The 26015-nt window shown below is 64.9% G+C and carries 23 protein-coding genes; 13 read left to right on the forward strand and 10 right to left on the reverse strand.

The window, feature by feature from the left end:
• Positions 1–211 precede the first annotated feature (211 nt).
• Positions 212–913 (reverse strand): RluA family pseudouridine synthase, encoded by a 702-nt coding sequence (locus tag QSV46_RS27605; protein ID WP_409997212.1) that lies wholly within the window; start codon positions 911–913, stop codon positions 212–214.
• Between the two features lie 47 nt (positions 914–960).
• Between QSV46_RS27605 and ftsY the strand changes: the two genes are divergently transcribed.
• Positions 961–1908 carry a signal recognition particle-docking protein FtsY gene (gene ftsY, locus QSV46_RS27610; RefSeq protein WP_314958892.1) on the forward strand — a complete coding sequence of 316 codons (948 nt, stop codon included), beginning with the start codon at positions 961–963 and terminating at the stop codon, positions 1906–1908.
• Positions 1909–1911: 3 nt separating this feature from the next.
• On the forward strand, positions 1912–2514 hold the full coding sequence (locus QSV46_RS27615) for a septation protein A (RefSeq protein ID WP_314958894.1): 603 nt from the start codon (positions 1912–1914) through the stop codon (positions 2512–2514).
• Between the two features lie 194 nt (positions 2515–2708).
• On the opposite strand, the gene QSV46_RS27620 is transcribed toward QSV46_RS27615, so the two are convergent.
• From QSV46_RS27620 to ccmA, 5 genes are all read right to left on the reverse strand, one after another.
• The gene (locus QSV46_RS27620) at positions 2709–3302 is read right to left on the reverse strand and encodes a DsbE family thiol:disulfide interchange protein (protein ID WP_314958895.1); all 594 of its coding nucleotides are present in this window, start codon (positions 3300–3302) and stop codon (positions 2709–2711) included.
• Positions 3303–3312: 10 nt separating this feature from the next.
• Positions 3313–3498, reverse strand: a complete 186-nt coding sequence (ccmD, locus tag QSV46_RS27625; RefSeq protein WP_314958897.1) for a heme exporter protein CcmD — start codon at positions 3496–3498, stop codon at positions 3313–3315.
• Positions 3495–4280 (reverse strand): heme ABC transporter permease, encoded by a 786-nt coding sequence (locus tag QSV46_RS27630; RefSeq protein WP_314958899.1) that lies wholly within the window; start codon positions 4278–4280, stop codon positions 3495–3497. Before QSV46_RS27630 ends, ccmD begins: the two co-directional genes overlap by 4 nt.
• Positions 4281–4370: 90 nt before the next feature.
• Positions 4371–5039: a heme exporter protein CcmB gene (ccmB, locus tag QSV46_RS27635; RefSeq protein WP_314958901.1), complete on the reverse strand. Its 669-nt coding sequence runs from the start codon at positions 5037–5039 to the stop codon at positions 4371–4373.
• A 277-nt stretch (positions 5040–5316) separates the two neighbouring features.
• Positions 5317–5919 (reverse strand): heme ABC exporter ATP-binding protein CcmA, encoded by a 603-nt coding sequence (gene ccmA / locus QSV46_RS27640; RefSeq protein WP_314958904.1) that lies wholly within the window; start codon positions 5917–5919, stop codon positions 5317–5319.
• Between the two features lie 244 nt (positions 5920–6163).
• On the opposite strand from ccmA, the gene acnA reads away from it, so the two are divergent.
• From acnA to QSV46_RS27655, 3 genes are all read left to right on the forward strand, one after another.
• Entirely contained in the window at positions 6164–8884 is a 2721-nt protein-coding gene (gene acnA, locus QSV46_RS27645; RefSeq protein ID WP_314958907.1) for an aconitate hydratase AcnA, read from the forward strand.
• A gap of 232 nt (positions 8885–9116) precedes the next feature.
• Complete coding sequence (locus QSV46_RS27650; protein ID WP_314958910.1) at positions 9117–9893, forward strand: DUF1223 domain-containing protein; 777 nt, start codon at positions 9117–9119, stop codon at positions 9891–9893.
• Positions 9894–10454: 561 nt separating this feature from the next.
• The gene (locus QSV46_RS27655; protein WP_314958912.1) at positions 10455–10826 is read left to right on the forward strand and encodes a DUF2794 domain-containing protein; all 372 of its coding nucleotides are present in this window, start codon (positions 10455–10457) and stop codon (positions 10824–10826) included.
• Positions 10827–10938: 112 nt separating this feature from the next.
• On the opposite strand, the gene QSV46_RS27660 is transcribed toward QSV46_RS27655, so the two are convergent.
• The 4 genes from QSV46_RS27660 to QSV46_RS27675 form a co-directional block, all read right to left on the reverse strand.
• Positions 10939–11475: a GNAT family N-acetyltransferase gene (locus QSV46_RS27660; RefSeq protein ID WP_314958913.1), complete on the reverse strand. Its 537-nt coding sequence runs from the start codon at positions 11473–11475 to the stop codon at positions 10939–10941.
• A gap of 242 nt (positions 11476–11717) precedes the next feature.
• Complete coding sequence (locus tag QSV46_RS27665) at positions 11718–12509, reverse strand: Bax inhibitor-1/YccA family protein (RefSeq protein WP_314958914.1); 792 nt, start codon at positions 12507–12509, stop codon at positions 11718–11720.
• Positions 12510–12778: 269 nt separating this feature from the next.
• Positions 12779–15349 carry an ABC transporter permease gene (locus QSV46_RS27670; protein ID WP_314958915.1) on the reverse strand — a complete coding sequence of 857 codons (2571 nt, stop codon included), beginning with the start codon at positions 15347–15349 and terminating at the stop codon, positions 12779–12781.
• Positions 15346–16068: an ABC transporter ATP-binding protein gene (locus QSV46_RS27675; protein ID WP_314958917.1), complete on the reverse strand. Its 723-nt coding sequence runs from the start codon at positions 16066–16068 to the stop codon at positions 15346–15348. The genes QSV46_RS27670 and QSV46_RS27675 overlap by 4 nt, the downstream gene beginning before the upstream one ends.
• A 55-nt stretch (positions 16069–16123) precedes the next feature.
• Here QSV46_RS27675 and QSV46_RS27680 point away from each other — a divergent pair, with 55 nt between their 5' ends.
• The 8 genes from QSV46_RS27680 to QSV46_RS27715 all read left to right on the forward strand — a co-directional run bounded on the left by QSV46_RS27680 (position 16124) and on the right by QSV46_RS27715 (position 25957).
• Positions 16124–16759 (forward strand): arylesterase, encoded by a 636-nt coding sequence (locus QSV46_RS27680; protein WP_314959064.1) that lies wholly within the window; start codon positions 16124–16126, stop codon positions 16757–16759.
• Positions 16760–16933: 174 nt separating this feature from the next.
• Positions 16934–17470, forward strand: a complete 537-nt coding sequence (gene thpR / locus QSV46_RS27685) for an RNA 2',3'-cyclic phosphodiesterase (protein WP_314958919.1) — start codon at positions 16934–16936, stop codon at positions 17468–17470.
• Positions 17471–17658: 188 nt separating this feature from the next.
• Positions 17659–18843, forward strand: a complete 1185-nt coding sequence (zapE, locus tag QSV46_RS27690; RefSeq protein ID WP_314958921.1) for a cell division protein ZapE — start codon at positions 17659–17661, stop codon at positions 18841–18843.
• Between the two features lie 239 nt (positions 18844–19082).
• Entirely contained in the window at positions 19083–20051 is a 969-nt protein-coding gene (mdh, locus tag QSV46_RS27695; protein ID WP_028150483.1) for a malate dehydrogenase, read from the forward strand.
• 205 nt (positions 20052–20256) lie between these two features.
• Entirely contained in the window at positions 20257–21453 is a 1197-nt protein-coding gene (sucC, locus tag QSV46_RS27700; protein WP_314958923.1) for an ADP-forming succinate--CoA ligase subunit beta, read from the forward strand.
• A 4-nt stretch (positions 21454–21457) separates the two neighbouring features.
• A complete protein-coding gene (locus QSV46_RS27705; RefSeq protein ID WP_314958924.1) occupies positions 21458–21937 on the forward strand; it encodes a DUF1579 family protein in 480 nt (159 codons plus the stop codon).
• Positions 21938–21971: 34 nt separating this feature from the next.
• Entirely contained in the window at positions 21972–22856 is an 885-nt protein-coding gene (sucD, locus tag QSV46_RS27710; RefSeq protein ID WP_314958926.1) for a succinate--CoA ligase subunit alpha, read from the forward strand.
• Positions 22857–22993: 137 nt separating this feature from the next.
• On the forward strand, positions 22994–25957 hold the full coding sequence (locus QSV46_RS27715) for a 2-oxoglutarate dehydrogenase E1 component (RefSeq protein ID WP_314958928.1): 2964 nt from the start codon (positions 22994–22996) through the stop codon (positions 25955–25957).
• The last annotated feature ends 58 nt before the right edge of the window (positions 25958–26015 follow it).

Raw genomic sequence — 26015 nt, forward strand, 5'->3', positions numbered from 1 at the left:
GGCAGCTCGTCCTGAGCGGATTGACGGAAGCTTGTTCTAAGCAACCGTTATCATTAGAGGCGAGCACTGAAGGTTTCGTAAACCAAGGAGCGACCCTCATCCTGCGGGCCCGCAAAGCGGGCGCCTCGAAGGGTGGCCACGGGCGAGATGCGGGCCTGCATGGTTCGAGACGGCCGCTACGCGGCCTCCTCACCATGAGGACTTGACAGGATTATTCCCCGTTCCACCCGCAGGCCCGGAGCTTCTCGTGCATGTGGGGCGGCGCCGGCGCCACGACGCGGATCGGCTCCTTGTTCCGGGAGATCGGCACCACGATCTCGCGGGAATGCAGGTGCAGCTTCGGCTCGCCGAAGCGCGGGCCGTTGCCGTAAATGTTATCGCCGAAGATCGGCCAGCCGGTCGCCGACGAATGCACCCGCAATTGATGGGTCCGGCCGGTCACCGGTTCCATGGCTAGCCAGGTCAGGCCGTTGCCCCGGCCCATCACCTTCCAGTTGGTGATGGCCTTCTGGCCCTCCGGGTCGGGCTTCTGCCACCAGCCGCGTTCGGCATTGAGCCGGCCGAGCGGCATGTCGATGGTGCCTTCGTCCTCGGCAGGGCCGCCCTCGACCACGGTCCAGTAGGTCTTGCCGATCTTGCCATGCTTGAACAGCAGGCCGAGCGAGGCGGTCGCCTTGCGATGGCGGCCGAGCACGAGGCAACCGGAGGTGTCCTTGTCCAGCCGGTGGGCCAGCACCGGCGGCCGCGGCAGGCCGAACCGGAGCGCGTCGAAGGAATCCTCCAGATTGGCGCCGCCCTTGGGACCGCGATGCACCGGCAGGCCGGACGGCTTGTCGATGATCAGCATCAGCCCGTCGCGATGGAGCACGCGGGCCATGATCTCGTCGGCGGTCAATTCGGGAACATCGAGCAAGTGCAAGACTTTCGTTTGTTTGCCGGAACGGCTAACACACCGCCACCATGAACGATACCACGTCAGATCCCCCCAAGCTGAGCTGGTGGCGCCGTCTGTCCGACGGGCTGAAGCGCACCTCGTCCTCGCTTGGGACCGCGGTCGCCGACCTCGTCACCAAGCGCAAGCTCGACCGCGCCATGCTCGACGACATCGAGGACGTGCTGCTGCGCGCCGACCTCGGCACCTCGGTCGCGGTGCGGATTGCGGATGCGGTGGGCACCGGTCGCTACGACAAGGCAATCTCGGCGGACGAGGTCAAGGACGTGGTCGCGACCGAGGTCGAGAAGGTGCTGTCGCCGGTGGCAAAGCCTCTCGTGATCGATGCGGCCAGGAAGCCGTTCGTGATTCTCGTGGTCGGCGTCAACGGCTCCGGCAAGACCACGACCATCGGCAAGCTTTCGCAGAAGTTCGCCTCCGAGGGCCGCAAGGTGATGCTGGCCGCCGGCGACACGTTTCGCGCAGCCGCCATCGAGCAGCTCAAGGTCTGGGGCGAGCGCACCAGGACGCCGGTGATATCAGGCGCGCAGGGCTCGGATTCGGCGAGCCTCGCCTTCAACGCGCTCACCGCCGCAAAGGAGCAAAACGTCGACGTGCTCCTGATCGACACGGCCGGCCGTTTGCAGAACAAGGCCGAGCTGATGAACGAGCTCGAAAAGGTCGTGCGCGTGATCCGCAAGGTGGACGACACTGCGCCGCATGCCGTGCTGCTTGTGCTCGATGCTACCGTCGGCCAGAACGCGCTGTCGCAGGTCGAGGCCTTCCATCGCACCGCCGGCGTCACCGGCCTCGTGATGACCAAGCTCGACGGCACCGCGCGCGGCGGCATCCTGGTGGCGCTCGCGGAGAAATTCAAACTGCCGGTGCATTTCATCGGCGTCGGCGAAGGCGTCGACGATCTCGCGCCGTTCACCGCGCGCGATTTCGCCCGCGCCATTGCCGGAATCGAAAGCTAGAGAATGGACAAGACCCAGCCGCATCCGCTGTTCAAGCTTGCGACCGAACTCGGTCCGCTGCTCGTGTTCTTCTTCGTCAATGCGAAGTTCAACCTGTTCGCCGCGACCGGCGCCTTCATGGTGGCGATCGTGGCGGCGATGATCGCCTCCTATGTGGTGACGCGCCATATCCCGATCATGGCGATCGTGACGGGTGTCATCGTGCTGGTGTTCGGCACGCTCACGCTGGTGCTGCACGACGAGACCTTCATCAAGCTCAAGCCCACCATCATCTACGGCCTGTTCGCCGCGATCCTCGGCGGCGGCCTGTTGTTCGGCCGCTCCTTCATCGCCGTGATGTTCGACCAGATGTTCAATTTGACCCCGCAGGGCTGGCGCATCCTCACCCTGCGCTGGGCGCTGTTCTTCGCCGGCATGGCGGTGCTGAACGAGATCGTCTGGCGCACCCAGAGCACGGATTTCTGGGTGAACTTCAAGGTGTTCGGCGTCACGCCGATCACCATGATCTTCGCCATCGCCCAGATGCCGCTGACCAAGCGCTATCACCTCGAGCCGGTGTCGCTGGAGGCGAGCGAGGCCGAGGCGGGGGATGTAAGGAAGGGGTGAGCGCTCTCAACGCGTCATTGCGAGCGAAGCGAAGCTACATACTCAGTTGTCATCGCCCGGCTTGACCGGGCGATCCAGTATTCCAGAGACGTTAGCGAGATACGGAGGAGCTGCGGCGTACTGGATGCCCCGGTCAAGCCGGGGCATGACAGCGGTTTTGTGGCTGGCTTGTTCGCTCGCACTCACGGCGACGATCAGCTCCCTGCCTCCAGCGCCTTCTCCATCTGCGGCAGCAGCACGCTCCGCAGATTGTCCGGCGTGATCGGACCCACCAGCTTGTAGACGATGGTGCCCTCGCGGCCGACGATGAACGTTTCCGGCACGCCGTAGACGCCCCATTCGATCGAGGCGCGGCCGTTGGCGTCCACGCCGACGCGGCTGAACGGGTTGCCATGGCGGCCGAGGAAGCGGCGCGCGTTGTCGGCGCCGTCCTTGTAGTTGATGCCGACGAGCTGGAAGCGCTTGTCCTTGGCGAATTCCGTCAGCAGCGGCGCCTCGTCGTGGCACGGCACGCACCAGGACGCCCAGACATTGACGAGGCTGACCTTGCCCTTGAACGCGGCGGGATCGAGACCCGGCACCGGCGCATTGTCGGCCTGCAATCCCTCGAGCGCCGGCAGCATCGTCTGCGGCGCCGGCCGTCCGATCAGCGCCGAAGGAATCCGCGAGGGATCGCCGCTGCCGAGCCGGAACCAGAACAGCAGCGCCAGCGCAATGAAAGCGAGCAGCGGCAGCACCGTCAGGAAGCTGCGGCGCTGCGGCGGTGCGGATGTCGATTGATCGCTCATGCTTGATTGCTCATGGTCGATCCATCGCGCTGCGCCCCGAGCGGCGGGTGATGCCGCTGCGATCGAGCTCGCGCAGGCGCTCGGTCTGGCTGCGATAGTCGAGCACGATCCAGCCGATCAGGATCATGACCACGAGGCCGGCGGCCGCATAGGATGTCACGATGAACGACGCGTAGGGACCAAGCGACATCATCACGCAGCCCCTTTTGACGCGTTTTCTTCACGCGTATCGGTACTTAACTCGCTTGAAAACGCTATGCGGCTCGCCTGCATCATCTGCAGCGAGCGCACGCGGCGGCGCAAAATCTCGTTACGCATCGCCGCCAGATGCAGCGTCACGAACAGCAGCGTGAACGCGATCGCCATCACCAGCAGCGGAATCAGGAACGATTTGTCGAGCGACGAGCCGCCCATGCGCATCACCGACGCCGGCTGGTGCAGCGTGTTCCACCAGTCGACCGAGAATTTGATGATGGGCAGGTTGATCGCGCCGACCAGTGTCAGCACCGCGGCGGCGCGCGCCGCGCGCGACGGATCGTCGACCGCGCGCCACAGCGCCATCAGGCCGAGATACATCAGAAAGAGAATCAGCACCGAGGTCAGCCGCGCGTCCCATTCCCAATAGGTGCCCCACATCGGTCGGCCCCACAGCGAACCCGTCAGCAGCGCGAGAAAGGTGAAGCTCGCGCCGATCGGCGCGGCGGCCTTGGCGGCGACGTCGGCGAGCGGATGGCGCCACACCAGCGTGCCCAATGAGGCGATGCTCATCACGCCCCAGACGAACATCGACAGCCAGGCATTGGGCACGTGGATGAACATGATCTTCACGGTCGCGCCCTGCTGGTAGTCGTCGGGCGCAAGCGCGGACTGGTAGAGGCCGATCGCGAGCAGGATGATTGTCGCAGCCGCAAGCCACGGCAACACCCGCGCCGTCAGCGCGAGGAACCGTGAGGGGTTGGCGAGGTCGATCAGCGTCATGGTATCCTGATATCACCGGTGGCTGCTCACGCAATCAGCATAAAAGCGCGCAGCGAAAGTTGATCGGGGTCAAGGTCAGTCCAGTCCATCTCAGTCGAGTCCGTGCCGCAGGCTCGCCGCGGCGGCGAACGGGCCGACCACGAGGCTGACCAGCGACAGCGCGCACAGGATCGAGAATGGCGCGCCGAACGTCATGGGGCCGACGATCACGGCCTGCGAGGCGGCGACCCCAAAGATCAGCACCGGGATCGACAGCGGCAGCACCAGCACGGCCATCAGCAGCCCGCCGCGATGCAGGGTCACCGCCAGCGCCGCGCCGATCATGCCGGTAAATGTCAGCGCCGGCGTGCCCGCCAGCAGCGTCAGCGCGACCGCGCCGGTCGCGACCATGTCGAGGTTGAGCAGCAGGCCGAGGACGGGGGTTGCGACAATCAGCGGCAGGCCGGCGGCCAGCCAATGCGCCAGCGCCTTGGCGGCGCAGGCCAGTTCCAAGGGCGTCCGGCTCATCGTGATCAGGTCGAGTGAGCCGTCCTCGTGGTCGGCCATGAACAGCCGGTCCAAAGTGAGCAGGCTCGCCAGCAGCGCGCCCAGCCACAGGATCGCCGGCCCCAGCCGCGACAGCAGCGCCAGATCCGGCCCGACCGCGAACGGCATCAGCACCACCACGGTCAGGAAGAACAGCACGCCAATCAATGCCCCACCGCCAACGCGCAGCGCGATCCGGACGTCCCGGCGGATGAGGGCGGACAGGGCGGTCATGGGGCGGACCTTCCCGCGGAGTGGGGGCGTTTAATGACTTCGAACCGCAGGCACAGTGCGCTCCCTCCCCCCTTGTGGGGGAGGGCTGGGGAGGGGGGGAGCCCCGGGGACAGTACCTGTTGGGTCCGAATTGCCAGCAACCGAGCGCCCGCCTCCGAAACGCCAAAACCGATAGAGCGCGTCGTGTGGCACCCCTTTCCCTGACCCTCCCCCACAAGGGGGGAGGGAACGGAGAGGCCGGAGCCAAGCCGCTTGGAAAGCTGAGGGTCCATCGGAATCACGCCCCACCCCCGATCCGCAGCTCCCGCGAGTCGATCCCGAGCGGCGCATGGGTCGCCGCGATGATCAGGCCGCCGCGGCCAAGATGCTCGCGCATCAGCCCGCCGACCATGTCCTGGCCGGCGGCGTCGAGCGCGTTGGTCGGCTCGTCCAGCAGCCAGACCGGGCGGCGGACGGTCAGCAGCCGGGCCAGCGAGAGCCGGCGGCGCTGGCCGGCCGACAGGAAGGCTGCGGGCAGATGGGCGGCATGGTCGAGCCCGACGGTGGCGAGGCTCTCGGCGGCATCAAGACGCTCGCCGCCGAGAAAATCAGCCCAGAACGATAGGTTTTCCAGCACGCTCAGCGCGGATTTCAGGGCGTCGCGGTGGCCGAGATAGTGGCACTGCTCGGGCAGCGTCAGCTCGGCACCGCCGCTGTCCAGCGCGATGGTCCCGCCGGCCGGAATGAGCAGGCCCGCGATCAGCCGCAGCAGCGAGGTCTTGCCCGATCCGTTGCGGCCGACAACCGCCACGGCTTCGCCCGAAACCGCCTCGAAATCCAGCCCGGCAAACACCTCGCGACCGCCCCGCACGCAGGTGACCCCACGTCCGAGCAGCTGCATCTTGCCTCGTGCCGATCCGCTCAAAGCCGGGCCTCAGGAAAACTGGGGGTAGCGCATGGGAATTTTTGGCTCGCGAATTGCTGCGGCACGTTTGTGGCTGTGGCGGCGCGGTTAGAAAGCTTCTATAAGCCCGGAACTACTTGATGCAGCAACTCAACCTGCCCCTGCAAGCGATTCAACCGGACTCGCTGACGGTGTTAAAATACCCCTTGCCGGGTATAACTGACAATTGGGATTTCCTAGCATGACCTCGCTCGACAGCTTCAAATGCAAAAAGACCCTCAAGGTCGGCGCCAAGACCTATGTCTATTACAGCCTGCCCACGGCCGAGAAGAATGGTCTGAAGGGAATTTCGAAACTTCCCTATTCGATGAAGGTCCTGCTCGAGAACCTCCTGCGCAATGAGGACGGCCGCTCGGTCAAGAAGGCAGACATCGTCGCGGTCTCGAAATGGCTGCGCAAGAAGTCGCTGGAGCACGAGATCGCCTTCCGCCCGGCGCGCGTGCTGATGCAGGATTTCACCGGCGTGCCGGCCGTCGTCGATCTCGCCGCGATGCGCAACGCGATGCAGAAGCTCGGCGGCGATGCCGAGAAGATCAATCCGCTGGTGCCGGTCGACCTCGTCATCGACCATTCGGTGATCGTGAACTTCTTCGGCGACAACAAGGCCTTCGGCAAGAACGTCGCCGAGGAATACAAGCAGAACCAGGAGCGCTACGAGTTCCTGAAGTGGGGCCAGAAGGCGTTCTCGAACTTCTCCGTCGTGCCGCCCGGCACCGGCATCTGCCACCAGGTCAATCTCGAATATCTCTCCCAGACGGTCTGGACCAAGAAGGAGAAGATGACGGTCGGCAAAAAGATCGGCACCTTCGAGGTCGCCTATCCCGACTCGCTGGTCGGCACCGATTCCCACACCACCATGGTCAACGGCCTCGCCGTGCTCGGCTGGGGCGTCGGCGGCATCGAGGCGGAAGCCTGCATGCTCGGCCAGCCGCTGTCGATGCTGCTGCCCAACGTCGTCGGCTTCAAGCTGAAGGGCGCGATGAAGGAAGGCGTCACCGCCACCGACCTCGTGCTGACCGTCACGCAGATGCTGCGCAAGCTCGGGGTGGTCGGCAAGTTCGTCGAGTTCTTCGGTCCCGGCCTCGACAACCTCTCCGTCGCCGACAAGGCGACCATTGCCAACATGGCGCCCGAATACGGCGCGACCTGCGGCTTCTTCCCCGTCGACGCCGCCGCGATCGATTACCTCAAGACCTCCGGCCGCGCTCCGGCGCGCGTCGCGCTGGTGCAGGCCTATGCCAAGGCGCAAGGGCTGTTCCGCACCGCCAAGTCGGCCGATCCGGTGTTCACGGAAACGCTGACGCTCGACCTCACCGATGTCGTGCCGTCGATGGCCGGCCCGAAGCGTCCCGAAGGCCGCATCGCGCTGCCGTCGGTCGCCGAAGGTTTTTCGCTCGCGCTCGGCACCGAGTACAAGAAGACCGAGGAGCCGAACAAGCGCTTTGCCGTGGAAGGCAAGAACTTCGAGATCGGTCATGGCGACGTCGTGATCGCCGCCATCACCTCCTGCACCAACACCTCGAATCCGAGCGTGCTGATCGGCGCCGGCCTGCTGGCGCGCAATGCCGCCGCCAAGGGCCTCAAGGCAAAACCGTGGGTGAAGACTTCGCTGGCCCCGGGCAGCCAGGTGGTCGCGGGCTATCTCGCCGATTCCGGTCTCCAGGCTCACCTCGACAAGGTCGGCTTCAACCTGGTCGGTTTCGGCTGCACCACCTGCATCGGCAATTCCGGTCCGCTGCCGGAGGAGATTTCGAAGTCGATCAACGACAACGGCATCGTCGCCGCTGCCGTGCTCTCCGGTAACCGCAACTTCGAAGGCCGCGTCTCGCCCGACGTGCAGGCGAATTATCTGGCCTCGCCGCCGCTGGTCGTCGCCCACGCGCTCGCCGGCAGCGTCACCAAGAACCTTGCCGTCGAGCCGCTCGGCGAAGGCAAGGACGGCAAGCCGGTGTACCTCAAGGACATCTGGCCGACGACGAAGGAGATCAACGCCTTCATGAAGAAGTTCGTGACCGCGTCGATCTTCAAGAAGAAGTATGCCGACGTGTTCAAGGGCGACACCAACTGGCGCAAGATCAAGACGGTCGAGAGCGAGACCTATCGCTGGAACATGAGCTCGACCTACGTGCAGAACCCGCCCTATTTCGACGGCATGAAGAAGGAGCCGGAGCCGGTCACCGACATCGTCGAGGCGCGCATCCTCGCCATGTTCGGCGACAAGATCACCACCGACCACATCTCGCCGGCCGGTTCGATCAAGCTCACCTCGCCCGCCGGCAAATATCTCAGCGAGCACCAGGTGCGTCCTGCCGACTTCAACCAGTACGGCACGCGGCGCGGCAACCATGAAGTCATGATGCGCGGCACCTTCGCCAACATCCGCATCAAGAACTTCATGCTCAAAGGCGCCGATGGCAACATCCCCGAGGGCGGTCTCACCAAGCACTGGCCGGACGGCGAACAGATGTCGATCTACGAGGCCGCGATGAAGTACCAGCAGGAGCAGGTCCCGCTGGTGGTGTTCGCCGGCGCCGAATATGGCAACGGCTCCTCGCGCGACTGGGCTGCGAAGGGCACGCGTCTGCTCGGCGTGCGCGCCGTGATCTGCCAGAGCTTCGAGCGTATCCATCGCTCCAACCTGGTCGGCATGGGCGTGCTGCCGCTGACCTTCGAGGAGGGCACCTCGTGGTCGTCGCTCGGCCTCAAGGGTGACGAGAAGGTCACGCTGCGCGGTCTCGTCGGCGATCTCAAGCCGCGTCAGAAGCTGACCGCGGAGATCGTCTCCGGCGACGGTTCGCTGCAGCGCGTTTCGCTGCTCTGCCGCATCGATACGCTGGACGAGCTCGATTACTACCGCAACGGCGGCATCCTGCACTACGTGCTGCGCAAGCTCGCGGCTTAAGCGCGGATTTGTGAACGGTGGCTCACTGCGAAGTGAGTAGAAGGTTAGATGAAGGCGGCCTATCACAAGGCCGCCTTCGCGCGTTTGCGGCAGCTTCAGACCGGCCCGCCCGGCGAAATACCTCGCTTTGGGCGCTTGCCTGGACGTTTGAATGTGCCGCGTCCGTAAGACTACGGTGACCATCCGGCGGTAAGATTTCCCTTCTCACGAGCAATGGTGTGCGGCGTACGACATGACAGCAATGACGGCTTCCCATCTGGTTTCACGCTGGTCCGGTGCCCTCTGGTCGGGAGCACTTGGTATCTGTGCGATCGTCGCCGTTATCCGCCCTGCCGAGGCCGACCCGCGCGCCGTGGTCGAGCTCTTCACCTCGCAGGGCTGCTCGTCCTGCCCGCCCGCCGACAAGATCATTGGCGATCTCTCCAGCGATCCTTCGATCATCGCATTGAGCATGCCGATCGACTATTGGGATTATCTCGGCTGGAAGGACACGCTGGCGGATTCGCGCTTCTCGGCGCGGCAGCGCGCCTATTCGCGCATGCGTGGCGACCGCGAAGTCTACACGCCGCAGGTCGTGGTCAACGGCTCCACGCATGTCATCGGCAGCGACCGTGCCGGCATCGAGAATGCGATCGGCAAGACAGACAAGGACATCGGCGTCATGAGCGTGCCGGTGACGATGTCGCTGTCGGGTAAGCAGATCAACGTCTCGGTGGCTGCGAGCAAGGTACCGGTGGTCTCGCGCGGCGAGGTCTGGATCTGCTCGGTCGCCAAATCGGTGCCGATCACAATCACCCGCGGCGAAAATCGCGGACAGCAGGTCACCTATCACAACGTCGTGCGCAACCTGCTCAAGGTCGGCGACTGGACCGGCAGTCCGGAAAGCTGGACGGTGCCGATCGAGAACCTCACGCGCGACGGCGTCGACGGCGCGATCGTCTATGTCCAGGACGGCAGCCGCGACAAGCCGGGCCCGATGCTGGGCGCGGCCTACACGTCGCTGCACTGATTCGATTCTCTCTCTAAGCGTTGTACTCGCTCTCGCTTCTCATGGTGAGGAGCGCGCCGTTCGCGCGCGTCTCGAACCATGCAGGCAGCTCGGCCTCGATCCTTCGAGACGCCGCGGCTCCTCAGGGTGAGGGAGAAGAGTTTTCGCGCTGATGTTTGGCGGGCAATTCGCCGAGCCGGAAACATCCCGACACAAACAAAAAAGGACCAACTTGCGTTGGCCCTCCTTGCCGTGCGTACAGACCCGATCCTGTTCGACCCCGGGGGGCTGGGGGCTGAGGAATCCGGAACCGAAAGGACCGGGTCAACGCACACAGGTCTTTTCGCAATGCAGGGCGGCAGGCGCTTGGCGGAAAAGCGGCGATACTATGATTCCTGCTAACGATCCCGTGACGGTTCGTCGCGAGGGAGTTCCACTGTCGCGTGTGGTGATTTGTCCGCGATTCGAGGAGTTGAGCGAGGAGCCTCTTGCGATGGGGAACGGTTGGCGCAATCATGCAAATGTCATGATCCGCGGTTCCGGGGACGGTTTTCGCGGACGAGATGCGACAGGAGGCGCTCCATGGGTGTGATGTCGGAGGATGCCGATCCGAGCGGACAGCGCGCGGCGGCGCACCCCGCTGCTGCGAACGCCCAACCGGCCAGGGTGACGTTCAACCGGCTCGAGCTGCATCGCATCCTCAATCTCTATGGCCGCATGGTCGCCGACGGCGAGTGGCGCGACTATGCCATCGATTTCCTGAAGGACCGCGCGGTGTTCTCGGTGTTCCGCCGCGCCTCGGAAGTGCCGATCTATCGCATCGAGAAGGATCCGCGCCTCGCCCGCAAGCAGGGCATGTATAGCGTGATCTCGGCGACGGGCTTGATCCTGCGCCGCGGCCACGAGCTCGAGCGCGTGCTGCTGGTGATCGACCGGAAATTGGCGGTGGTGTAGCACCCTCGTCATTCCGGGGCGCGACGGAGTCGCGAACCCGGAATCTCGATATTGTTCGCCCACAACTTCTGGATTCCGGGCTCGCGCTGCGCGCCCGGAATGACGGTAGCCCCTAATCCCTCGGCACGCTCCTCGCGCCCTCGCCGAGATCGCGCTGCATCATCACCGTGTCCAGCCAGCGGCCGAATTTCAGGCCGACATTGGGATGGGTGCCGATCATCCTGAAGCCGCCCCGCGTATGCACGCCGATCGAGCCGGCATTGGCGGAATCGCCGATCACCGCGATCATCTGGCGGAAGCCGCGCGCCTCGCATTCGGTGATCAGCCGCTCCAGCAGCAATGCCCCGATGCCGCGGCGGTGGAAGGAGGGATCGAGATAGATCGAGTTCTCAACCGTGAAGCGGTAGGCCGGGCGCGGCCGGTAGGGACCGGCATAGGCGTAGCCGGCCACGCGCCCCTCGAGGATGACGACGAAATAGGGATAGCCGCCGTCGACCAGCGCGCGATAGCGGCGCGTCATCTCGGCAAGGTCCGGCGGCTCCAGCTCGAAGGTCGCGGTGCCCTCGCGGACGGCCTGCTGGTAGATGGCGGTGATGGCGGGAAGGTCGGCCTCGGTCGCGGGCCTGATTTCGGGTGCGGATGCGGACATGGGAGGAAGATAGCAGGGGCGTTGCGATGAGCAACGCTGTTCCTGCATACGTCGTGGCCGGGCATAGCCGTACGAAGGACGGCGTCGCTTCCGCTCGCCTATGTCCCGGCCATCCGCGTTCTTTTGTGATCACGAATGCTAGGTTCGTGGATGCCCGGGACAAGCCCGGGCATGACGGAGGGCCCCAAACAAAAACCCCGGCCTTTCGGCCGGGGCTCGTGTCGTTCGATCTGGGCTGGCGCTTAGTCGCGCTGGCCGAGCAGCTGCAGGAGCAGCGTGAACAGGTTGATGAAGTTCAGGTACAGCGACAGGGCGCCGGTGATGGCCGCACGCTCTGCGATGTCACCGCCGGACGAGGCATAGCCGTAGATGTAGTCGTTCTTCAGCCGCTGGGTATCCCAGGCGGTGAGCCCCGCGAACACCAGCACGCCGACCACCGACACGATGAACTGGAGCAGCGAGCTGCCCAGGAACAGGTTCACCAGGCTGGCGATGACGATGCCGATCAGGCCCATGAACAGGAACGAACCCATCCCGCTCAGGTCACGCTTGGTGGTGTAGCCATAGAGGCTCAGGGCACCGAACGTGGCGGCGGTGATGAAGAACACCCGCACGATCGAGGTGTGCGTGAACACCAGGAAGATCGAGGACAGCGAGATGCCCATCAGCGCCGCGAATACCCAGAACAGGATCTGGGCGGTCGAGGGGGCGAGACGGTTGATGCCTGCCGAGATCACGAACACCATGGCGAGCGGCGCGAGCATGAACAGCCATTTCAGCGGGCTGACGAACATCGCGTAGCCGAACGGCGTCAGGAACAGCTTGCCGACGCGGACGGCTTCCGGGGTCGGAACGTCGGTCACGGCAGCCATGTAGACGCCGAGCGCGGCCAGGCCAGTGATGGCCAGGCCGATGCTCATGTAATTGTAGATGCGCAGCATGTAGGCGCGCAGGCCGGCATCGACCGTCGCGGCGTCAACACGCCCGGCGGCCCTGCCGAAAGGAGAAGCGTAGTTACGGTCTAGGTCCGACATGGTCGAATTCCCGTTGGTTGGTCCGGTCCGGCATGAGGGTCGCCATGCCGCCGGTTCGTCAAATTCTATCTCGGATACCGATGCCCGCCGACTAAATTTTGGCTCACAATCGGGCTCCGAACCCATCCGATATGTGGGAAACTAACACATTCACTGCAACGGTCCACGCGCGGCCGAATGTCGCCCTTACCCACAATCCTGGCGAGCAGACGTGGTTAATCGCTGGAATCGTGCGATTCCGACACCATGCGGCCGCCCGCTACATTTTGTCACAAATTCCGCAACACCGCCGCCGGCTTTTTGTTCAATGCCAACAGCGTGCCGGCGAGCCCGAGCCCGACGGTGACGACGAGGGCGGCCGCGACCACGCCGGCCGCGCTGCCGGCCTGCCAGACGAAGCTCAGCGTCATCAGCCGCGTCACGATCATCCAGGCCGCGATGCTGCCGGCGATCACGCCGAACACCGCGGTGGCAAGGCCGATCAGGAGGTATTCGAGGGCATAGGCGCCGAGCAGCCGCAGCCGGGTCGCGCCCAGCGTCTTCAGGATCACCGCATCGTAGACCCGGTGGCGATGGCCGGCGGCGAGCGCCCCGCCCAGCACCAGGATCGCCGAGATCAGGGTCACGGCGCTGGCACCGCGAATCGCCAGCGCCAGATTGGTCACGACCGAGCCGACCGTCTCCATCACCTCGCGCACGCGCACGCTGGTCACCATCGGATAGGCGTCGGCGACCTCTTTGATGATCTTGCCGTCGCCTGCGGCGTCGCCGCCGGTTTCGGTCAGCGTCGCGATATGGGTGTGCGGGGCGCCCTTGAAGGCGTTCGGCGAGAACACCAGCACGAAATTGATGCCGAGCCCCTGCCAGTCGATGGTGCGCAGATTGCCGATTTTGGCCGGGATGTCGCGGCCAAGCACGTTGACCACGATTTCGTCGCCGAGCTTGAGGCCCAGCCCGTCGGCGATCTTCTTCTCCATCGAGACCAGCGGCGGGCCGGAATAGTCGGGGCTCCACCATTCGCCCTCCACCACCTTGGAGCCCTTCGGCAGCTCCGCGGTGTAGGTCAGCCCGCGGTCGCTTTGCAGCACCCATTCGGAATCGGTGGTGGGCTTGAGCTCCTCGGCGCGAACGCCCCGCGCTCCGACGATGCGCCCGCGCAGCATCGGCACGTCCTCGACCTTGGCGCCGGGGGCGATCTTGTGGAGATAGAAGTCGAACTGCTCGGCCTGCGTGCTCGGGATGTCGATGAAGAAGAACGACGGCGCGTGCTCGGGGAGGGCGGCGAGGAACTGCCGGCGCAGATTGCCGTCGATCTGGGTGATGGTGACGAGCACGGCGAGCCCGAGCCCCAGCGACAGCACGACCGAGGGCGTCAGCGCGCCCGGCCGGTGGATGTTGGCGATCGCGAGCCGCAGCATCGGCAGGCGCGAGCGCGGCAGCCGCCGCGCGATTCCCATCAGGAGCGCGGCAATGCCCCGCAGCAGGGCGAACACGACGACGGAGGACGCCACGAACACCGCGGCGATGCGCTTGTCGAAGGACAGTCCGATCACGACCGCGATCAGCAGGGTGACCACCACGCCCATGAACACGAGATAGCCCAGGCGCGGCCGGTGCCATTCGGTGCTGACGGTGTCGCGGAACAGCGCCGCGACCGGCACGTCGTGGACGCGGCCGAGCGGCCACAGGCCGAAGGCGAGCGCGGTGAGCAGGCCGTAGACGAAGGACAGTGCGAGTTCGTCGGCATGCACGGCCGGCACCACCGGCAGCGGCAGCAGCTTGCCGAACAGTCCGACGATGGCGAACGGCATCGCCGCGCCGAGCGCAAGCCCGATCATCGAGCCGATGGCGGCGAGCAGGATGACCTGCGCCAGATAAATGCCGAACACGTCGCGCCCGGTGGCGCCGACGGCCTTGAGGGCCGCGATCACCTCGAGCTTGCGGTCGATATGGCTCTTCACCGCATTGGCGACGCCGACGCCGCCGACCAAAAGCGCGGCGAGGCCGACCAGCGTCAGAAATTGCGTGAAACGGTTGATGTTGCGCTCGAGCTGCGGCGAGGCATTGGAGCGGCTGCGGACCTCCCAGCCGGCCTGCGGCGCGGCGTTGCGCGCATCCGTGATGAAGGCTTCGGTGGCGCGCTCGCTGTTGCCGGCATCCGGCAGTTTCACGCGGTAGACCCAGCGTACCAGGCTGCCGGGCTGGATCAGGCCGGTGGCGCGCAGGCCCGCCTCGCTGATCAGGAAGCGTGGCCCAAAGCCGATGCCGCCGGCGAGCTTGTCCGGCTCGGCTTCGACGGTGCTGCGGATCTGGAAGGCGGCAGAGCCGATGGTGACGCGGTCACCGGTCTTGAGCGACAGCCGCGCCAGCAACGTCGGATCGGCGGCCGCGCCGAACGCACCGTCGTGCATCGCCAGTAGATCGGACATCGCCAGCTGCGGCGCCAGGGTCAACTGTCCCAGCATCGGATAGGTGTCGTCGACCGCCTTCATCTCGACCAGCGCGAGCTTGCCCTCCGCCGAGCGCGCCATGCCGCGCAAGGTGGCCGCGGTCGAGAGGGTGCCGCGTGAACGCAGGAAGGCGACCTCTTCGGGCTTCGCTTCCCGCTGAAACAGCACGAAGGAGACGTCGCCGCCGAGCAATGTGCGGCCCTCGCGGGCGAGACCGTCGCTCAGGCTCGCCGAGACCGAGCCGACGCCGGCGATCGCCATCACGCCGAGCGCGATGCAGGCGATGAAGACGTAGAAGCCGCGCAGGCCGCCGCGCAATTCGCGCAGTGCGTAACGCAGCGACAGCGCGACGCCGTTGGGCTTCGCGAACGGTTCGGCCACGGCGCTCATGCCGGCGCAGACTGCGTGTCGATGCGGCCCGACCGCAGCCGGATCACCCGGTCGCAGCGATGCGCGAGCGAGGAATCGTGCGTCACCAGCACCAGGGTCATGCCGCGCTCGGCATGCTTGCTGAACAAGAGATCGACGATCTGCCTGCCCGTGGTTTCGTCGAGATTGCCGGTCGGCTCGTCGGCGACGAGGATGGCAGGATCGGGCGCCAGCGCGCGCGCCAGCGCGACGCGCTGCTGCTCGCCGCCGGAGAGCTGCGTCGGATAATGATGCAGGCGGTCGCCGAGCCCGACCGATTGCAGCTCCTGCGCGGCGCGCCTGGCGGCATCCGGATTGCCGGCGAGCTCGAGCGGCACGGCCACGTTCTCCAGTGCCGTCATGGTCGGGATCAGATGGAAGGACTGGAAGACGATGCCGACCTGGCGGCCGCGGAAGCGGGCCAGCGCGTCCTCGTCGAGGGCATTGAAAGGCGTGCCTGACACCACCACCTCTCCGCTATCAGGACGCTCCAGCCCCGCCATCACCATCAGCAGCGTGGATTTGCCCGAGCCTGACGGGCCGATCAGGCCGATCGCCTCGCCCGAGGCGACGCGCAGGCTGATATCCTTGAGGATGTGAACGCGTGCCGCGCCCGTGCCCAATGAGAGGTTGACGTTGGATATGGCGATGGTGTCCGGCGAGGCGCCGGCGAGCGAAGAGGATTCGATGCGAGTGTCCATGGTCCGGTCATATGGCAACTTCGATAGCGCGGTCGAGAGGCGTTACGGATTGTTCATGCACATAGCCGTGTTGATGCTCGCTTTGATGACGATGGCGAACCCCGTTTGGGCGGAAGCGACAAAACCGGTCAGGCTTGTCGTTCTCGGCGATTCTTTGAGCGCCGGTCTCGGCCTGGCGGCCCAGGATGCGTTCCCCCAGAAACTCCAAAAAGCGTTGCAGGCCAAGGGCATAGCGGTCAACATGACCAATGCCGGGGTGTCCGGCGACACCTCTTCGGGCGGCCGCGACCGGCTCGACTGGTCGGTGCCTGATGGAACCGATGGCGTCATTATCGAGCTCGGCGCCAACGATGCGCTGCGCGGCATCGATCCCGATTTGGCACGTACCGCGCTCACCGACATCGTCACGCGTCTCAAGGCGCGCAGGATTTCGGTGATGCTGTGCGGGATGCTGGCGCCGCCGAATTACGGCGCCGAATACGCGGCCCGCTTCAATTCGATTTATCCGGATCTTGCGAAAAAATTCGACGTGCCGCTCTATCCGTTCTTCCTCGAAGGCGTTGCAGCAGATGCCAAGCTCAACCAGGCCGACGGCATTCATCCGACCGCGGCCGGCGTCGACATCATCGTCGGCAACATCATGCCCACGGTAGAGGCATTCATTGGCACGATCGCTGAGCAACGGCGTTGAAAAGCAGGCAGCGCTAACCCTATTAACAAGGGTTATCCCGTGAGTTCACGGGTCATGCTTCGCAGAGTCACACAACTGCGATAGGAATCAAGGTACCGGTGATTCGTCTCCGGCTCTAAAATTTGGATATGATCCTCCCCACGGATCATGCCCAAGCATCGGGAGTGCGAAACGATGCCGCGTTTGTTCACTGGTCTGGAAATTCCGGCCGAGGTCGGCCAGACGCTTTCCAACTTGAGGGGCGGCCTCCCCGGCGCCCGCTGGATCGATCCCGAAAATTATCACGTCACCCTGCGATTCATCGGCGATATCGACGGCATGTCCGCCAACGAGATCGCCTCGATGCTGTTTCGCGTCGATCGCAAGCCCTTCGAGGTGAAGGTGCAGGGGCTCACGAGTTTTGGCGGCCGCAAGCCGCGTGCGGTGGTCGCGACCATCGCGCCGAGCAAGCCGCTGATGGAATTGCAGGCGGAGCTCGAGCGCTTGATGCAGCGGATCGGCCTCGACCCTGAAGGCCGCAAGTTCATTCCGCATGTCACGCTCGCCCGTCTGCACGACGCCACCGACCGCGACGTCGCCGACTATCTCTCGATGCGCGGCTACTTCCCCAGCAAGGCGTTCGTGGCCGAACGCTTTGTGCTGTTCTCGTCCCGCGCATCGACGGGCGGCGGGCCGTATGTTGTCGAGGACGCCTACGAGTTGTGCGACTAGCGCCGCTCTCGCGCCCCGGCCGCAGAGCCGGGGCCCAGCGCTCCGTGATGAACGACATTTGGCGATGAACGGAATAGTGGGGCCCGGCTCTGCGCAAGAGCGCTGCAGCGCGTCCGCGACACGAACGCATAGCGCCCCGCACCAATTCACGGCTTGCAATTTCCGCTCATCTCTGGCGGTAAAGGGCCATGCTCTCGACGCCCAGTTCCTCATTCCGCGAGGCCTATCAGGCCCAGATCGCATCCGGTGCGATCGAGCCCGATGCCGCGCAGGCCGAAGTCGCCGAGGCCTATGCGGCGCTCGACCAGCGGCTCGCCAACTACAAGCCGGCGCGCAAGCAGGGCCTGCTCAGCCGCCTGTTCAGCAGCGACAAGGACGAGGCGCCGCGCGGGCTCTACATCCATGGCGAGGTCGGCCGCGGCAAGACCATGCTGATGGATTTGTTCTTCCAGCACTCGACCGTCGAGCACAAGCGGCGCGCGCATTTCCACGAGTTCATGGCCGATGTGCACGAGCGCATCTACGACTATCGCCAGGGCATCGCGCGCGGCGAGATCGCCGATGGCGACGTCATCGCGCTGACCGCGAATGCGATCTTCGAGGAGAGCTGGCTGCTCTGCTTCGACGAATTCCACGTCACCGATATCGCGGATGCGATGATCCTGGGGCGCCTGTTCGCAAAGCTGTTCGAACTCGGCACCGTGGTGGTCGCGACCTCCAACGTCGCGCCCGACGATCTCTACAAGGGTGGCCTGAACCGTTCGCTGTTCCTGCCCTTCATCAAGCAGATCACCGACCACATGGACGTCTCGCGGCTCGACGCGCGCACCGACTTCCGGCTGGAGAAGCTTCAGGGCGTGCCGATGTGGCTGACGCCGGCGGACGGCGATGCGGACGCAGCCCTCGACCGTGCCTGGTCGAAGATGTCGGGCAGCGCCAAATGCAAGTCGCGCGACATTTCGATCAAGGGCCGCATCCTGCACGTGCCGTGCTCGGCCCATGGCGTGGCTCGATTTTCGTTCGCGGATCTCTGCGAGAAACCGCTGGGCGCATCCGATTACCTCAGGCTCGCGCACGACTATCACACCATCCTGGTCGACCATATTCCAGTGATGGACGTCTCCCAGCGCAACGCCGCCAAGCGCTTCATCACCCTGATCGACACGCTCTACGACAATGCCGTGAAGCTGATGGCCTCGGCCGACGCCAACCCGATCTCGCTCTACCTCGCCCACGAGGGCAACGAGGCCAACGAATTCAAGCGGACTGCCTCACGCCTGATCGAAATGAGCTCGGAATCCTACCTGGCGCTGGCTCACGGCCGCACGGATTCCACCGCCAGCGGCTCCACCAAGGGCCTGGTGGAGACTTAAGTCCTATTTGCCAGGGCTGTCATTCCGGGGCGCCCGCTCTTCGCGGGCGAACCCGGAATCCCGAAGTTGTGGCGCGAGATTCCGGGTTCGCGCTGACGCGCGCCCCGGAATGACGGCGGATGTGGCTGCTCTCCCGCTAAGCCCGACAATTGGGCATCCGGCGACTTGAACGGGGGAGGCGAAAGGGATAACCACCCTGTCAGTTTTCCCCTCCTTACGTGTCTAAAGGACAGGTTCACATGGCGCGCGACAAGATTGCTTTGATTGGCTCCGGTCAGATCGGCGGAACGCTGGCTCACCTCATCGGCCTGAAGGAACTGGGCGACGTCGTGATGTTCGACATTGCCGAGGGCGTGCCGCAGGGCAAGGCGCTCGACATCGCGCAGTCCTCGCCGGTCGACGGTTTTGACGCGCATTACACCGGCGCGAATTCCTACGAAGCGCTCGACAACGCCAAGGTCTGCATCGTCACCGCCGGCGTGCCGCGCAAGCCCGGCATGAGCCGCGACGATCTCCTCTCCATCAACCTCAAGGTCATGGAGCAGGTCGGTGCCGGCATCAAGAAGTACGCTCCCGACGCCTTCGTCATCTGCATCACCAACCCGCTCGACGCGATGGTCTGGGCGCTTCAGAAGGCCTCCGGCCTGCCGCACAAGAAGGTCGTCGGCATGGCCGGCGTGCTGGATTCGTCGCGCTTCCGCTACTTCCTGGCCGATGAGTTCAACGTCTCCGTCGAAGACGTCACCGCCTTCGTGCTCGGCGGCCATGGCGATACCATGGTGCCGCTGGTGAAGTATTCCACCGTCGCCGGCATTCCGCTGCCTGATCTGGTCAAGATGGGCTGGACCTCGCAGGCGCGCCTCGACGAGATCGTCGACCGCACCCGCAACGGCGGCGCCGAGATCGTCAATCTGCTCAAGACCGGTTCGGCCTTCTACGCCCCGGCCGCGTCCGCGATCGCGATGGCCGAGAGCTATCTGCGCGACAAGAAGCGCGTGCTGCCCTCCGCCGCCTACCTCAACGGCGAATACGGCGTGAAGGACATGTATGTCGGCGTGCCCGTCGTGATCGGCGCCAAGGGCGTCGAGCGCGTCGTCGAGATCGAACTCGCCGGCAAGGACCGCGAGGCGTTCGACAAATCGGTCGGCGCGGTGCAGGGCCTGGTCGACGCCTGCAAGAAGATCGCACCCGATCTTCTCGGCCGCTAAGGCGCAAACAATCCCGCCGAAGATCGAAAACCGGTCTTCGGCGGTTTCATTTCCGGACCCCCGCGTCGGGCGGGGTTCGGTCCGGCAGTCCAGAGATCTCGATGTCAAAGAATCCGGGTTGCAGTTCCTGTGGTATATGGTATGCCAGACACAAGACTGAGGTGGGCCCTAGAGGTCACCGCCCGCGGGTTCAGGGAGCGACCATATGAATATCCATGAATATCAGGCCAAAGCGCTGCTGAACGAGTTCGGCGTGGCCATCTCCAAGGGCGTTCCCGTCCTGAAGCCCGCCGACGCGGAGGCCGCTGCCAAGGCGCTCCCGGGCCCGGTCTGGGTGGTGAAGAGCCAGATCCATGCCGGCGGCCGCGGCAAGGGCAAGTTCAAGGAAGCCTCCGCCGGCGACAAGGGCGGCGTCCGCATCGCCAAGTCGGCTGCCGAGGTCACCGAATTCGCTAAGCAGATGCTCGGCGCCACGCTGGTGACGATCCAGACCGGCCCGGCCGGCAAGCAGGTCAACCGCCTCTACATCGAGGACGGCTCCGATATCGATAAGGAATTCTACCTCTCGCTCCTGGTCGACCGCGAGACCTCGCGCGTCTCCTTCGTCGTCTCGACCGAAGGCGGCGTCAACATCGAGGACGTCGCGCACAACACGCCGGAGAAGATCGTCACCTTCTCGGTCGATCCCGCCACCGGCATCATGGGCCACCACGGCCGCACCGTCGCCAACGCGCTCAAGCTCTCCGGCGACCTCGCCAAGCAGGCCGAGAAGCTCACCGCGCAACTGTTCACGGCCTTCGTCGCCAAGGACATGTCGATGCTGGAGATCAACCCGCTGGTCGTGACCAAGCAGGGCCAGCTCCGCGTGCTCGACGCAAAAGTGTCGTTCGACGACAACGCGCTGTTCCGTCACCCCGAGGTGCTCGCGCTGCGCGACGAGACCGAGGAAGACGCCAAGGAAATCGAGGCGTCGAAGTACGACCTCAACTACGTCACGCTCGACGGCAATATCGGCTGCATGGTCAACGGCGCCGGTCTCGCCATGGCGACGATGGACATCATCAAGCTCTACGGCATGGCGCCGGCCAACTTCCTCGACGTCGGCGGCAGCGCCAGCAAGGAGAAGGTCGCGGCCGCCTTCAAGATCATCACCGCCGATCCCAACGTGAAGGGCATCCTGGTCAACATCTTCGGCGGCATCATGAAGTGCGACGTGATCGCCGAGGGCGTCACCGCCGCCGTGCGCGAGGTCGGCCTCAGCGTGCCGCTGGTGGTTCGCCTCGAAGGCACCAATGTCGAGCTCGGCAAGAAGATCATCCGTGAATCCGGCCTGAACGTGGTGCCGGCGGACGATCTCGACGACGCCGCGCAGAAGATCGTGAAGGCCGTCAAGGGAGGCTGAGGCCATGACCCAGGACCATCTCGCCGCATCATCTCCGCTCCCCGAGCACACGCGCCTGTCGGCGTTCGCCGGCGAATGGGATGGCGAAGAGGTGGTCTTCCCGTCGCGCTGGACCGCGGGCGGGCCGGCCACCTCGCACACCGTCGCGCGCATGGACCTGAACGGGTTCTACCTGATCCAGGACTCGGTCCAGATGCGCGACGGCAAGCAGATCTTCGCCACCCACGGCATCTTCACCTTCGACCGCGAGGACCGGACCTACAAATTGTTCTGGTACGACTCGCTCGGCTACACGCCGCCCTCGCCCGCCTCCGGCGGGTGGGTCGGGAAGACCCTGACGCTGGTGCGCGGCTCGCTCCGCGGCAACGCGCGCCACGTCTACGAGATCATCGACGACAATTCCTACGCGTTGAAGATCCAGTTCTCGCCGGACGCGGAAGGCTGGGCCGACGTGCTCACCGGCGTCTACCGCCGCATCCACTGACCTCTCACTCGTTAGTTTCGCGAAAGCAGACCTCATGTCCATCCTGATCGACAAGAACACCAAGGTCATCTGCCAGGGCTTTACCGGCAAGAACGGCACCTTCCACTCGGAGGCCGCGCTTGCCTATGGCACCAAGATGGTCGGCGGCACCTCGCCGGGCAAAGGCGGCGCGACGCATCTGGGCCTGCCGGTGTTCGACACCGTGCGCGAGGCACGTGAGAAGACCGGCGCCGATGCATCCGTGATCTACGTGCCGCCGCCGGGCGCGGCCGATGCGATCTGCGAAGCCATCGACGCCGAGATCCCGCTGATCGTCTGCATCACCGAAGGTATCCCGGTCATCGACATGGTCAGGGTGAAGCGCTCGTTGGCCGGCTCCAAGTCGCGCCTGATCGGGCCGAACTGCCCGGGCGTCATGACCGCCGGCGAGTGCAAGATCGGCATCATGCCCGCCAACATCTTCAAGACCGGCTCGGTCGGCATCGTCTCCCGCTCCGGCACGCTCACTTACGAAGCCGTGTTCCAGACTTCCCAGGAAGGCCTCGGCCAGACCACCGCGGTCGGCATCGGCGGCGACCCGGTCAAGGGCACCGAGTTCATCGACGTGCTGGAAATGCTGCTCGCCGACCCCAAGACCGAATCGATCATCATGATCGGCGAGATCGGCGGCTCCGCCGAGGAGGACGCCGCCCAGTTCCTCAAGGACGAGGCCAAGCGCGGCCGCAAGAAGCCGATGGTCGGCTTCATCGCGGGCGTCACCGCACCTCCCGGCCGCCGCATGGGCCATGCCGGCGCGATCATTTCGGGCGGCAAGGGCGACGCCGGTTCCAAGACCGACGCGATGAAATCCGCAGGGATTACAGTGTCACCGTCTCCCGCCCGGCTCGGCCACACGCTTGCCGAAAAATTGAAGGACTAATTCACTCCTTCGTACTTTTCCGGGCGAAGTTTCGCAGCAAATAGGATAAATGGTGCCTGTCGCGCTGAGCCCCTGCCGGGGAGCTCAGCGCCAGCGCCGTTTGTTATGCGCGAACCGAAATCGCCAGGAACTCAAGTATGTCTCGCCAGGACGCGAACGCAGCCTTTGCCCTCTCCTCCTTTTTGCAGGGCACCAACGCCACCTACATCGACGAAATCTACGCCCGCTACGAGAAGGACCCGTCCTCGGTCGACGCCGAGTGGCAGGCGTTCTTCAAGAGCCTGAACGACCAGCCCTCCGACGTCCGCAAGAACGCCGAGGGCCCGTCCTGGGAGCGCGCCAATTGGCCGCTGACCCCGCAGGACGACCTCACCTCCGCCCTCGACGGCAATTGGGCCGAGGTCGAGAAGGCGGTCGGTGCCAAGATCGCCGCCAAGGCGCAGGCCGGCAACAAGGGCGCTGATTTCTCTTCCGCCGACATGCTGCAGGCGACGCGCGACTCCGTCCGCGCCCTGATGCTGATCCGCTCCTACCGCATGCGCGGCCACTTCCACGCCAAGCTCGATCCGCTCGGCATCGAAGCCCCGCGCAACCGCGAAGAACTCGATCCGCGCACCTACGGCTTCAGCGAGGCCGATTTCGACCGCAAGATCTTCCTCGATCACGTCCTCGGTCTCGAATACGCCACGCTGCGCGAGATCACCGCGATCTGCGAGCGCACCTACTGCCAGACGCTCGGCGTCGAGTTCATGCACATCTCCAACGCTGCGCAGAAGGCCTGGATCCAGGAGCGCATCGAGGGGCCGGACAAGGAGATCTCGTTCACCCGCGAAGGCCGCCGTGCGATCCTGATGAAGCTGGTCGAAGCCGAAGGCTTTGAAAAGTTCTGCGACACCAAGTTCACCGGCACCAAGCGCTTCGGCCTCGACGGCGGTGAATCGCTGATCCCCGCGCTCGAGCAGATCATCAAGCGCGGCGGCAATCTTGGCGTGAAGGAAGTCGTGCTCGGCATGCCGCATCGCGGCCGCCTCAACGTGCTGACCCAGGTGATGGGCAAGGCCCATCGCGCGCTGTTCCACGAGTTCAAGGGCGGCTCGGCCAACCCTGATGCAGTCGAAGGCTCGGGCGACGTCAAATATCATCTCGGCGCCTCCTCGGACCGCGAGTTCGACGGCAACCGAATCCATCTGTCGCTGACCGCCAACCCCTCGCATCTCGAGATCGTCGATCCCGTGGTGCTCGGCAAGGTGCGTGCGAAGCAGGACCAGCACGGCGATCCGCCGGACCAGCGTATCTCGGTGATGCCGCTGCTGATGCATGGCGACGCCGCGTTCGCCGGCCAGGGCGTTGTGGCGGAATGCTTCGGCCTGTCGGACCTGAAGGGCTACCGCACCGGCGGCTCCGTGCACTTCATCGTCAACAACCAGATCGGCTTCACCACCTATCCGCGCTATTCCCGTTCTTCGCCTTATCCGTCGGATGTGGCGAAGATGATCGACGCTCCGATCTTCCACGTGAACGGCGACGACCCGGAAGCCGTCGTGTTCGCGGCCAAGGTCGCGACCGAGTTCCGGCAGAAATTCCACAAGCCCGTCGTGATCGACATGTTCTGCTACCGCAGGCATGGCCACAACGAGGGCGACGAGCCGGCGTTCACCCAGCCGGTGATGTACAAGAAGATCGCGGCCCACCCCTCAACGCTCGAGCTCTACGCCCGCCGCCTGATCAGCGAAGGCGTGATGACTGAGGGCGAGGTCGACAAGGCCAAGGCCGATTGGCGCGCGCGGCTCGATGCCGAGTTCGAGGCCGGTACCTCCTACAAGCCGAACAAGGCCGACTGGCTCGACGGCAAGTGGGCGGGCTTCAAGATCGCCGACCAGGAAGAGGACGCACGCCGCGGCGTCACCGGCGTCGACCTGCCCGTTCTCAAGGACATCGGCCGCAAGATCACCAAGGTGCCGGATGGTTTTCGCGTCCACCGCACCATCCAGCGCTTCCTCGACAACCGCGCCAAGGCCATCGACACCGGCGCCGGCATCGATTGGGCGACCGGGGAGGCATTGGCGTTCTGCACGCTGCTCAACGAGAACCACCATGTCCGCCTGTCGGGCCAGGACTCCGAGCGCGGCACCTTCTCGCAGCGCCATTCCGTCCTGATCGACCAGGAAGACGAGAGCCGTTACACGCCGTTCAACCATCTCGGCCACGAGCAGGGCCATTACGAGGTCATCAACTCGCTGCTGTCGGAAGAGGCCGTGCTCGGCTTCGAATACGGCTATTCGCTCGCCGAGCCGAACACGCTGACGCTGTGGGAAGCCCAGTTCGGTGACTTCGCCAACGGCGCGCAGGTCGTGTTCGACCAGTTCATCTCCTCGGGCGAACGCAAATGGCTGCGCATGTCCGGTCTCGTCTGCCTGCTGCCGCACGGCTATGAGGGCCAGGGACCGGAGCATTCCTCGGCGCGTCTCGAACGCTATTTGCAGATGTGCGCCGAAGACAACATGCAGGTGGTTTATCCGACCACGCCGGCGAACTACTTCCACGTGCTGCGCCGGCAGCTCCACCGCGAGATCCGCAAACCCCTGATCCTGATGACGCCGAAGTCGCTGCTGCGCCACAAGCGGGCGGTCTCGCGTCTCGAGGAGCTCGCGAAGGGAACGACCTTCCACCGCATCCTCTATGATGACGCCCAGATGCTGCCGAGCGAGGCGGTCAAGCTCGTTCCCGACGAGAAGATCCGCCGCATCGTGCTCTGCTCCGGCAAGGTCTATTACGACCTCTATGAGGAGCGCGAGAAGCGCGGCATCGACGACATCTACCTGATGCGCGTCGAGCAGCTCTACCCGGTGCCGCTGAAGGCGCTGGTGGCCGAGCTGTCCCGCTTCAAGAAGGCCGAAGTGGTGTGGTGCCAGGAAGAACCCCGCAACATGGGTGCCTGGCACTTCATCGAGCCCTATCTGGAATGGGTGCTGAACCAGGTGAACGGTGCGAGCCGGCGTCCGCGTTATGTCGGCCGCGCCGCTTCCGCCGCGACCGCCACTGGTCTGATGTCCAAGCATCAGGCGCAGTTGAAGGCGTTCCTGGACGAAGCACTGAGCTAACACAATTCCAATTTGTCATGCCCCGCGAAGGCGGGGCATCCAGTACGCCGCGCCGAAC

Source organism: Bradyrhizobium cosmicum (genome assembly GCF_032290525.1).
GTDB classification, from domain to species: domain Bacteria; phylum Pseudomonadota; class Alphaproteobacteria; order Rhizobiales; family Xanthobacteraceae; genus Bradyrhizobium; species Bradyrhizobium cosmicum_A.